The organism is Pseudomonas sp. BN411 (genome assembly GCF_029871235.1).
Classification (GTDB): domain Bacteria; phylum Pseudomonadota; class Gammaproteobacteria; order Pseudomonadales; family Pseudomonadaceae; genus Metapseudomonas.
The window spans coordinates 1-10,672 of the sequence record NZ_SSOM01000012.1 but is presented as its reverse complement, the minus strand read 5'-3'; the positions used below and the strand labels follow the sequence as shown (position 1 = coordinate 10,672).

10 protein-coding genes are annotated in these 10,672 nt (G+C 62.4%); 9 read left to right on the top strand and 1 reads right to left on the bottom strand.

The window, feature by feature from the left end; translation table 11 throughout:
* Window positions 1-99: 99 nt before the first annotated feature.
* The gene (locus tag E8F06_RS00135; RefSeq protein ID WP_280362986.1) at window positions 100-651 is read left to right on the top strand and encodes a VOC family protein; all 552 of its coding nucleotides are present in this window, start codon (window positions 100-102) and stop codon (window positions 649-651) included.
* 59 nt (window positions 652-710) lie between these two features.
* Here E8F06_RS00135 and E8F06_RS00130 read toward each other — a convergent pair whose 3' ends face one another.
* Window positions 711-2,660 carry a sigma-54-dependent Fis family transcriptional regulator gene (locus E8F06_RS00130; protein WP_280362984.1) on the bottom strand — a complete coding sequence of 650 codons (1,950 nt, stop codon included), beginning with the start codon at window positions 2,658-2,660 and terminating at the stop codon, window positions 711-713.
* Between the two features lie 334 nt (window positions 2,661-2,994).
* Between E8F06_RS00130 and E8F06_RS00125 the strand changes: the two genes are divergently transcribed.
* The 8 genes from E8F06_RS00125 (at window position 2,995) to E8F06_RS00090 (ending at window position 10,554) form a co-directional block, all read left to right on the top strand.
* Window positions 2,995-3,918, top strand: coding sequence for a transporter (locus E8F06_RS00125; protein WP_280362982.1), 924 nt, complete (start codon window positions 2,995-2,997; stop codon window positions 3,916-3,918).
* Window positions 3,919-4,269: 351 nt separating this feature from the next.
* Complete coding sequence (locus E8F06_RS00120) at window positions 4,270-4,788, top strand: transcriptional initiation protein Tat (RefSeq protein ID WP_280362980.1); 519 nt, start codon at window positions 4,270-4,272, stop codon at window positions 4,786-4,788.
* A 51-nt stretch (window positions 4,789-4,839) separates the two neighbouring features.
* Window positions 4,840-6,420, top strand: coding sequence for a GMC family oxidoreductase (locus tag E8F06_RS00115; RefSeq protein WP_280362978.1), 1,581 nt, complete (start codon window positions 4,840-4,842; stop codon window positions 6,418-6,420).
* A 12-nt stretch (window positions 6,421-6,432) separates the two neighbouring features.
* On the top strand, window positions 6,433-7,422 hold the full coding sequence (locus tag E8F06_RS00110) for a thiamine pyrophosphate-dependent dehydrogenase E1 component subunit alpha (RefSeq protein WP_280362976.1): 990 nt from the start codon (window positions 6,433-6,435) through the stop codon (window positions 7,420-7,422).
* Window positions 7,423-7,478: 56 nt separating this feature from the next.
* The gene (locus E8F06_RS00105) at window positions 7,479-8,558 is read left to right on the top strand and encodes a 2,3-butanediol dehydrogenase (protein WP_280362988.1); all 1,080 of its coding nucleotides are present in this window, start codon (window positions 7,479-7,481) and stop codon (window positions 8,556-8,558) included.
* A 24-nt stretch (window positions 8,559-8,582) separates the two neighbouring features.
* The gene (locus E8F06_RS00100) at window positions 8,583-9,608 is read left to right on the top strand and encodes an alpha-ketoacid dehydrogenase subunit beta (RefSeq protein WP_190832110.1); all 1,026 of its coding nucleotides are present in this window, start codon (window positions 8,583-8,585) and stop codon (window positions 9,606-9,608) included.
* Window positions 9,609-9,612: 4 nt separating this feature from the next.
* On the top strand, window positions 9,613-9,846 hold the full coding sequence (locus tag E8F06_RS00095; RefSeq protein WP_280362974.1) for a lipoyl domain-containing protein: 234 nt from the start codon (window positions 9,613-9,615) through the stop codon (window positions 9,844-9,846).
* Window positions 9,847-9,849: 3 nt separating this feature from the next.
* Window positions 9,850-10,554, top strand: coding sequence for a 2-oxo acid dehydrogenase subunit E2 (locus tag E8F06_RS00090; protein ID WP_280362972.1), 705 nt, complete (start codon window positions 9,850-9,852; stop codon window positions 10,552-10,554).
* The last annotated feature ends 118 nt before the right edge of the window (window positions 10,555-10,672 follow it).

Below are 10,672 nucleotides of genomic sequence, written 5' to 3'. Positions count from 1 at the left end.
TCTTCTAAATCAATGGGTTAGCTTTTGGTATCGAGTGTGCAATGGGGAGTCTGGTAGCGCCGAGCTACCGAGTCTCCAACAACAACAATCGAGGCCCTCATGACCCAAAATTACAATCCGAATGGCGCTCTGCCCGGAATGCGCGGAATGCAACATATCGGCATCACAGTGCCAAACCTTTCAGAGGCCGTTGCCTTCTTCGTCGAGGTGCTTGGCTGCGAGCCATACTTCACGTTCGGCGAGTTCCGTTTTGAAGACGACTGGATGGAGCGGCATCTCAACGTGCATCCGCGAGCAGCCATTCGCGATTTCCAGATGGTTCGCTGCGGCAATGGCACCAACCTGGAGATTTTCGAATATTCGGCGCCAGACCAGAATCGCCGGTTGCCCCGTAACAGTGATGTCGGTGGACACCATCTAGCGTTCTATGTCGACGATATGGTGGCTGCGGTCGACTACCTCAAGTCCCGTGGCGTACAGGTACTGGATACTCCATCGACCTTTACCGAAGGCCCAGCCAAAGGACTGACGTGGGTGTACTTTCTGGCGCCCTGGGGCCTACAGCTGGAACTGGTCAGCTTCCCCGACGGGATGGGCTATGAGAGAGGGTTGACGCGCCTTTTGTGGGATCCGCGCACGCCTGAACACTGATTCGGCGCAATGGCCCGGCCGGCCCCCGCGTGGTCGGCCAGGGCACTTGAGGTCATCGTTCAGCTGTCCAGGGCGTTGGGCGGAACGATGTGATGAAGTTTCATCCAGCGATATAGGGTCGGGCGGGACATACCCAACTCACGCGCCGCAGCGCTGACATTCCAGCGCTGTCGGCGCAAGCAATCTTCGATTGCACGCCCATGGGAGGTCTGCTGCTCTTGGCCCGGAAGAGAACTCATGACCGGCCTTGGATTGACGCTCGGCAGGCATTCTTCGGGCAGGTCGTTGACCGTGATTTCATCCGTCTCGGCAGTGGCCAGGGCAAATTGCAGCGCATTGCGTAACTCGCGAATATTGCCTGGCCAGGCGTAGCCGAGGAGAGCACTCATGGCGTCGCCCCGGATTCGAGCGGGACGTTGGCGTTGATCACAGAGCTCTCTGAATATGCGTTCTATCAGGTAATTCTTGTCGGCCCGTTCGCGCAGTGCCGGCAGGCGCAAGATTGCGCCATTGAGGCGGTAGTAGAGGTCTTCGCGGAACTCGCTTTGTTCGATCATTTGCCGCAGGTCGCGGTGACTCGCCGCGATGACACGGATATCGACCTTGATCGGCTTCTCGCCGCCCAGCGGCATCACTTCCTGCTCGGCAAGTACGCGCAGGAGCCGTGTCTGCAGGTGCAGTGGCATGTCACCGATTTCATCCAGGAAGAGCGTGCCGCCATCGGCTTGCTGGATCAGTCCTCGCATACCCTTGCTGCGTGCCCCAGTGAAGGTGCCGGGCTGGTAACCGAAGAGTTCGCTCTCGATCAATGATTCGGGCATCGCAGCGCAGTTGATGGCGATGAAGGGGGCTTTCCGCCTGTTGCTGCTGTCGTGCAAGGCGCGGGCAAGGCGCTCTTTGCCTGTACCGGTTTCGCCATTGAGCAGTACGTTCAGCGGCTCGCTGCACAGTCGCTTGGCACGCGCCAGCATTTTGCGCATGACAGGGTCGTCGTCGGCCAACTCGTCCAGTGGGCAGCTTTCCTGATTGGTGCGCTGGGCCTGAGGGGCAGCAGGCGCACGGCTGGGTTCCATCAATGCGGCAAAGAACAGGGCGTTCTGTCGGTGAGTGCGGAAGGCTCGTACTTGGTCGGGACTGGCGTGAGGAATGCTGAAGATATCTTCAGGCACGCAGTCGAACAGATCCTGGATGCCAATCCTTCTTGCCAGAGCCGACGGTCGCTCCGCCAACTGCAGGCCACAATCGCCGAGCAACCCCCGGGCCGCGGTGTTGGCTGCCAGAAGACTGCCGTCCCCGGCAAGCGCCAGCAGGTACTGGCGATTGATCAGGACGAACTCGCGGGATCGGTCGAAGCAGAGGATGTGCGCTTCACGGTAGCGACGCAGGAAGTAGGCATCTTCGATCATCCGTGCGTACTGCTTGACCAGTTGCAGGGCAAATAGCTGCGAGTCCTTGGACGGCGGCGATTTCAATGCCGAGATATCAAGTACCGCCAACAGCTGCCCCTGGGGATTGAAGATGGGGACGGCAGTACAAGTCAGTGCGACGTGGTGAGCGCTGAAATGGTCATGATGGTGACAGGTCAGCGGCTGCTGCTCCTTGATGCAGGTTCCCACTGCGCAGGTCCCGGCATGATCCTCACTCCAGTCGGCCCCCAGATAAAGGCCGGTTTTGCGATGTGCCGCTTCATCCAGCGGATCACCGAGAAACTGTACGGTGATGCCCCGGTTGTCGGTGAGGAGTATGACGTAGCCGAGTTCGGCGATGTGCCGGTACAACTGCTCGACACCGGCCCGCGCCACATTGATCAGCTCGTCTGCATGGTCCTGGTGTTCTCGTAACACCTGACGCGGGACGAAACGCGGAGGCGCTGGCTTTGCCGGATCCAGGCCGTAATCCTGGATACAGCGTTTCCAGGAGCGGGTGATGATGGATTCGTGCCCAGCACCGTCACTGGCGTAGGACAGCACGGTGTCGATATGCAGGCTGGGGGTCGAAATGATGCTCATGCGGCCTCCCGGACTCGAGGGTGAGGCGCCCGAGATCCGTGACGATCTTGTTCTTGTTGACCGGCTGCACAGGGAGCTGCCTGGCACCGGTGCAATCACCTTACGAGTTTAGCCCTCCGACGTCACCTGCCTGTTAGTCGAGGTCAGACGCATCTTTCTTACTTACACCTGTAATACCCCGAACACTCGAAGGAGAACATCGGGCTTTCTTCTCGTGGCTGAGAAATCCTTTTTATTCAGGGCCTTGAAGGATCATCCAACGGTTTGGCACGCATTCTGCGCCGCGCTACCCCGGCCCCCACCGGGGTACTACAACAAGAAACGAGGATGCTCGATGCTGCCTTACCTGCAACGGACCAGCCTGACTGGTCCCTCGTCACTCGACAACCGAACCTGGGCCGCTGCGTGGGGCCTCGTGCTGCTTGCCAGCGGACTCTCCGCAACGTGGCCGGCCAGGGCGTTGGATCTCGATGCCGGTGACTATGTGGCTGCACCTGCCGGCACCACCTTGGGCCTGCTGTACCTGCAAGGGGCCGAGCGTGATCGGCTGTACCGCGCGGGGCACAGCCTACCCGACGCGCCGGGGCTGGACTCGGAGATCGGGATATTGCGCCTGGTCCACTATTCCGACATCGGAGGCTATCGCGTGGCGCCTCAAGTGCTGCTGCCATTCGGGCGCCTGGACGGACGCCAGGGCTTGGGCGACTCCAGTGGCCTGGCCGATCCGATCCTTGCCATGCCTCTCTGGCTGATCAATGAACCGGAGCGTCGCCGCTACTTGGGCATCACTCCCTATCTGTTCCTGCCCTTGGGCGAGTACGACGCCGATGACGATCTCAACCTGGGCGAGAACCGCTGGAAGCTGAACGTGCAGGCCGCCTACGTTACCGGGCTTACCGAAAACCTCTCTCTGGACCTGGCCGCCGATGTCATGTTTTACGGGCGCAACAACCATTACGGCAGCGGCCGCTGGACCCAGCGGCAGAAACCCAGCTACCAGTACCAAGGCTTCCTGCGCTACCAGTTGACCCCGCAGGCGGACGTGCGCGCCGGCCTGTCGTGGCTCGATGGCGGCGCTAGCCGTGTCGATGACCTCCAACTGGATGACCGCCAGGAGACCGGCAAGTGGAACCTTGGCTTCTCCTGGTTTTTCCTGCCGAAGACTCAGGTCGCGGCCACCTATGGGCGGGACTTCGCGGTGGAGAACGGCTTTCGCGAAGAGCACAGGTTGAACATACGCCTGATGCAGGTTTTCTGAACGGTCTGGACGGTCCGTTCCCTTGGGGCCCACGGGCCCTTTTTTACGGGTTCTTCTCGGCGGGACAGAGGAGGCGTCCATGACACCAAATTGACTTCCATGCGGCTGTAAACCGATTGGAAGGATGCTTACAGGTGTAAAGCCGTCGCTTTACAGATCCTGCCTCCAAGACGTCTCGATTTTTGGATAAATACTCATAAAAACAAATGGTTAGGGATAAGTCCCTGCGTTGGCACACAAGCTGCTCCATGGTTATCGAGGGGCCGAAAAGGCACCCGGACGAATAACAATAACGTCGGCCACACCTGTTCCCACCTTGCAGGCGTGCCGGCAATAGCCTGGAGCTCTGCCATGCATGACTCTTCTTCCCTGAGCGGTCCCCTGAGCCGCCGACGCTTCCTCAGTCTATCGGGTCAGTCCGCACTGATCATCGGCGCCACCGCCGTCGCCGGTCAGCTCATCCCGGTCAAAGTCCTCGCCGACGACGTGCTGCCCCAGCTGCCCGCCGGTCTGCTGCGCATGGGCCGCGACATCTATCCCCACGACCGCCTCGGCGATGCGCCCTACGCCAAGTCGCTGTTCGAGCTGGTTGGCAAGAAGCCGGACCTGGTTCGTGAAGGCATCAACGCGTTGCAGGCCCGCGCCCGATCCGTGCATGACCGAGCCTTCGAGGAGATCGCCAACGAAGACGACCGCGTTGCGCTGTTGCGCGAGATCGAAACCACCCCCTTCTTCCGTGAAACCCGCAGCGCGCTGATGTTCGGCCTCTACGACAACAAGACCCTGTTCCCCCTGTTCGGCTACGAGGGCTCGTCGGTGGAAAAGGGAGGTTACATCGCGCGTGGCTTCAACGACCTCGACTGGCTCTGAGCGGCCACTCCCTTCGCGGCTCCATCCATTCCAACAATGAGGGTTAACCCCATGGCAGCGAAATTCTCCCAGGACGACAGCGATGTCGTCGTCATCATCGGTTCGGGCGCCGGCGGCGGGACCCTGGCCCACGCCCTGGCCCGGCAAGGTATCCGTACCGTGGTACTGGAAGCTGGCAAGCGTTACGAGATGTCCGACATCGAGAACGATGAGTGGGCCATGTTCAACAAGATTTCCTGGCTCGACAAACGCATTGCCACCGGCGGTTGGGACGTGGCGCGCAATCATCCGAATCTGCCGGCCTGGATCGTCAAGGCGGTCGGCGGCAGTTCTGTGCACTGGGCCGGTGTCGCCCTGCGCTTTCGCGATTTCGAATTCCGCATGCGCACCGAGAATGGCGAAATCAAGGGCGCCAACATGCTGGACTGGCCGATCAGCTATGAGGAGCTGGAGCCTTGGTACGTCAAGGCCGAGAAGCACATGGGGGTGACCGGTCCGAGCACCGGGATGCCATACCACCAGTGGCACAACTCCTTCAAGGTGCTGGCCGCCGGGGCCCAGCGCATCGGCTACAAGGAAATCCAGTCCGGACCGATGGCGATCAACACCCAGCCGTACGACAGCCGGCCGGGTTGCATGCAAATCGGCTTCTGCATGCAGGGCTGCCGCATCGGCGCCAAGTGGTCGACTCTCTACACCGACATCCCCCGCGCTGAGGCAACCGGCAACTGCGAGGTGCGCCCGCAGAGCATGGCGCTGCGTATCGAGCATGACGCCCGCGGCCGGGTGACCGGGGTGGTCTATGCCGACGCCGAGGGCCGCCAACAGCGGCAAAAGGCGCGCGTGGTATGCGTGGCCGGCAACTCCATCGAGTCGCCGCGTCTCTTGCTCAACTCCGAGTCCTCGCTGTTCAAGGACGGCCTGGCCAACTCCTCCGGTCAGGTGGGGCGCAACTACATGTGCCACACCACCGCGGGCATCTACGCGGTGCTGCCCAAGCCGGTGCACATGTACCGCGGCACCACCTGCGCCGGGATCATCTCCGACGAGTCCTACAACAATACCTCGCGCGGATTCGTAGGCGGTTACCGGCTGGAAATCCTCTCTCTCGGTCTGCCGTTCATGTCCGCCTTCCTCGACCCGACCCCGCAGGGCTGGGGCCGTGCCTTCACGGCGAAGATGGAGCGCTACGACCACATGTCCGGCGTCTGGCTGTGCGGCGAGGACCTGCCCATGGAGAGCAACCGCATCACCCTCCATGGCACCGAGAAGGATCAGTACGGCCTTCCGATTCCGGTGGTGCACAAGGACGACCATCCCTTCGACAACGCCATGCGCGACCACGGCGTGGAGCAGACCCGCAAGTGCTACGAGGCGGTCGGCGCCACGGAAGTCATCCGCCTGCCGTCCTACCCGGCCAGCCACAACATGGGCACCAACCGCATGAGCGCCAAGGCCGCCGACGGCGTGGTTAACAAGTGGGGCCAGAGCCACGACATCCCCAACCTGTTCGTCTCCGACGGCAGCCAGTTCACCACCAGCGGCGGGCAGAACCCGACGTTGACCATTGTCGCCCTGGCCCTGCGCCAGGCCGAGCACATCGGCTCGCTGATCAATCAGCGCGCCCTCTGAGGAGCCGACTCCATGACCACACCCAGTAACGACCAGCGCCGCTGGATGCTCGAGCAGATGCTCGTCAGCCGCTACCTGGAAGAGTCCATCGAACGCATCTACATGGAAGGCAAGACGCCGGTCTTCAACATGGCCAACGGGCCCATCCCCGGCGAAATGCACTTGTCCAACGGTCAGGAACCTTGCGCCGTGGGTGTCTGCGCCCATCTGACGGCCGAAGACATCGTCACCGCCACCCATCGTCCGCACCACATAGCCGTGGCCAAGGGCGTCGACCTGGACGAGATGGTCGCCGAAATCTTCGGCAAGAAGACCGGCCTGTCCGGTGGCCGGGGCGGCCACATGCACCTGTTCGACGCCAGGGTGAATTTCTCCTGCTCCGGCATCATTGCCCAAGGCATGGGCCCAGCCGTGGGGGCCGCACTGTCGCGCCAGCTGCAGGGCAAGTCTGGCGTTGCCGTGGCCTATCTGGGCGAAGGCGCTGCGAACCAGGGCGCCTTCCACGAAACGCTGAACCTGGCAGCGCTGTGGAAGCTGCCGGTGGTGTTCGTCATCGAGGACAACGCTTGGGGCATCTCGGTGGCCAAGGCCGCTTCCACCGCCATCGAGCGCAATTACTTGCGTGCCGCTGCCTATGGCATGCCCGGTGTGTTCGTCCCCGGCAACGACGCCGACGCCATATTCGCTGCCGCCGGTGAGGCCATCGCCCTTGCCCGCGCTGGGGAAGGGCCGACCCTGATCGAGATCGAGACCCACCGCCTGGCCGGCCACTTCATGGGCGACGGCGAAACCTACCGCCCGGCCGGCGAGAAGGAGGCCCTGCTGGCCAAGGACCCGATCCCCGCCTACCGCCAGCGCCTGCTGGAGCTGGGTGTGCTGGACGAAATCGCCGCAGCCGACATCGACGAGCGCGCCCGCAGCCGTGTCGATGCCGCCGTGCAATTCGCCCGCGACAGCGCTTATCCGGCACCGGAAGAAGCTTTGGAAATGGTGTTCGTGTGAACGGAACTCGGCATAACAACGACAAAACGGAGACCGATATGTACCGACAACCAACCATGAAGGCGGCCGTCTGGCACGGCCGTCGCGACATCCGCCTGCAGGATGTCGCCCTCCCGCCGCAACCGCAGGCCGGCTGGGTACAGATCCGCGTCGAGTGGTGCGGTATCTGCGGCTCGGACCTCCATGAATACCTGGCCGGGCCGGTATTCATTCCCACCGACACAGCCCATCCGCTCACCGGCTTGAAGGGCCAGTGCATCCTCGGCCACGAGTTCTGTGGCGAGATCGTCGCCTTGGGCGAGGGCGTCTCGCATTTCGCCGTGGGCGAGCGCGTCGCCGCCGACGCCTGCCAGCACTGCGGCCAATGCTGGTTCTGCCAGCAGGGCCAGTACAACCTGTGCGAGAACCTTGCCTTCACCGGGCTGATGAACAACGGCGCCTTTGCCGAACGCGTCAACGTTCCCGCCAACCTGCTGTACCGCTTGCCGGAAGGTTTCCCCACCGAAGCCGGTGCGTTGATTGAGCCCCTGGCGGTGGGCATGCACGCAGTGAAGAAGGCGGGCAGCCTGCTCGGCCAGACGGTGGTGGTGGTCGGCGCCGGTACCATCGGACTGTGCACCATCATGTGCGCCCGCGCCGCCGGTGCGGCGCGAATCATCGCCCTGGAAATGTCCACGGCGCGCAAGGCCAAGGCCCTCGAAGTGGGGGCCACTGAAGTCATCGATCCCAGCCAGTGCGACGCCATCGCCGCCGTGCGCGAGCTCACCGAGGGCTACGGCGCTGCCGTGTCCTTCGAGTGCATTGGCCACAAGGCCACCGCCAAGCTGGCCATCGATGTCATCCGCAAGGGTGGCCGTTGCGTGATGGTGGGCATCTTCGAGGAACCCAGCGAATTCAACTTCTTCGAGATAGTCGCCACCGAGAAACAAGTCATAGGCGCGCTGGCCTACAACGGGGAGTTTGCCGATGTGATCGCGCTGATTGCCGACGGTCGCCTGGACGTCACCCCGCTGATCACCGGGCGAATCGAACTTGAACACATCCTCGAACAGGGCTTCGAGGAACTGGTGAACAACAAGGACCAGAACGTGAAGATCATCGTCAGGCCGAGCGCGCCTGCCGCTGCCCGTCACTGATCCCATAGACGGAGGAATCGAGAAATGTCCGCAGCGATCAAAGAACGCAAACTCACCATCGCCCGCGCCATGGCCGAGGCGGTGGCCCAGGAAATGCGCCTCGACCCGCGCGTGTTCGTAATGGGCGAGGATATCGGCCAGCTCGGCGGGGTGTTCGGCAATACCCGTGGCCTGCACGAAGAGTTCGGGAGCGCGCGCATCCGCGACACGCCGATTTCGGAAACCGCCTTTATCGGTGCCGCCGTGGGCGCGGCTTCCGACGGCATGCGGCCAATCGTCGAACTGATGTTCGTCGACTTCTTCGGCGTGTGCATGGACGCCATCTACAACCTGATGGCGAAGAACACCTACTTCTCCGGCGGCAAGGTCAGCGTGCCCATGGTGCTGATGGCCTCCACTGGCGCCGGCTACTCGGACGCCGGCCAGCACTCCCAGTGCCTCTACGGCACTTTCGCGCACCTACCGGGGATGAAGGTGGTGGTGCCGAGCAACGCCTATGACGCCAAGGGTCTGATGACCGCCGCCATCCGCGATGACAACCCGGTGATCTACCTGTTCCACAAGGCCCTGCAGGGCATGGGCTGGCTGGGTACGGAGAAGGGCGCCACCGTGGCGGTGCCGGAAGCCCCCTATACGGTGGAGATCGGCAAGGCGAAGACCGTGCGTGAGGGCCGCGACGTCAGCATCGTCAGCCTCGGCGCCGGTGTGCACCACGCACTGCGCGCCGCCCAGCAACTGGAGCAGCAGGGCGTCAGCGCTGAAGTGGTGGACCTGCGCAGTCTCGTGCCGCTGGACCGCGAGCACGTCATCGAGTCGGTGCGCAAGACCGGGCGGCTGATTGTGGTCGACGAGGACTACCACAGCTTCGGTGTCAGCGGCGAAATCATCGCCAGCGTCGTCGAGCACGATATCGGCATGCTCAAGGCGCGGCCGCAGCGTGTCGCCTTCCCCGATATCCCGATTCCCTTCACCCCACCCATGGAACAGTGGGCACTGCCTTCCGCCGCCAAGATCGTCGCGGCCTACCAAAACCTGAAGAACGAGGAATAACACCATGTCTAACCCAATCCTGATTCCAATCGACCTCTGGGAAGGCGATGCCGAAGCCGTGATCACCTCCTGGCTGGTCAGTGACGGCGCCGAAGTTGGCCAGGGCGACCTGGTGGCCGAGATCATGTCCGAGAAGGCGCAATTCGAAATCGAGGCTCCGGCTTCCGGCTTGCTGAAGATCCTTGAAGTAGAAGACGCGGTGGTCGGCAAGGGCGCGACCATCGGATTGGTGGAGTGAGCCATGGGGCAAATGCAGACTCCAGCTGCCGGTACCGGTAGCACCGTGCCCTTGAAAGGCATGCGCAAAATGATCGCTGCGAAGATGAACGAGAGCCTGCAGACCGCAGCACAACTCACTCACCATGCCGAGTGCGAACTGACTGCCCTTCAGGCTAAAAGAGCGAAGCTGAAGGCTGCGGGTAGCGTGGTGTCGCTCCAGGACCTGCTGCTGTTCGAGATCGTACGAACCCTGAAGGACCATCCGGGACTCAATGCGACCCTGACGGATAATCAGATCACGCGGCACGGTTCGGTGCATTTGGGGTTGGCGATCCCGCTGCCGGACGATCTCCTGGTGGCGCCTGCACTGTTCGATGCCGATCAGCTGGATGCGGAGGGCCTGGCGCTGGCACGCCGGGCCCTGGTGGACAAGGCACTGTCCGGAAAACTCTCGGTGAAGGAGCTAACGGGTGCCACGGTGACCGTGACCAACCTGGGGCTGTCGCGGGTGCGTTTTTTCACCCCCATTCTCAATGTTCCCCAGGTGGCCATCATCGGGCTAGGAGGCGTCCAGCGTCGTCTACAACGGGACACCGATGGTTCTTTGGTGGAGCGCGATTTCATGGGGCTTTCGCTGACCTTCGATCACCGGGCTGTCAACGGCGCACCTGCCGCGGACTTCATCGATGACCTGTGCCAGCGAATCGAAGGAGGCGAACTGTCATGAGCCAGATCTGGCGTGTCAGTGTCGAGGCTGGCCTGGAAGCCGAGCGGCAGCTGTTCGACCGTGTGCACGCCGGCGAGGAAGAGTGGGGCGTGTTGTTATGGCGGCCCTCTGATTCCGC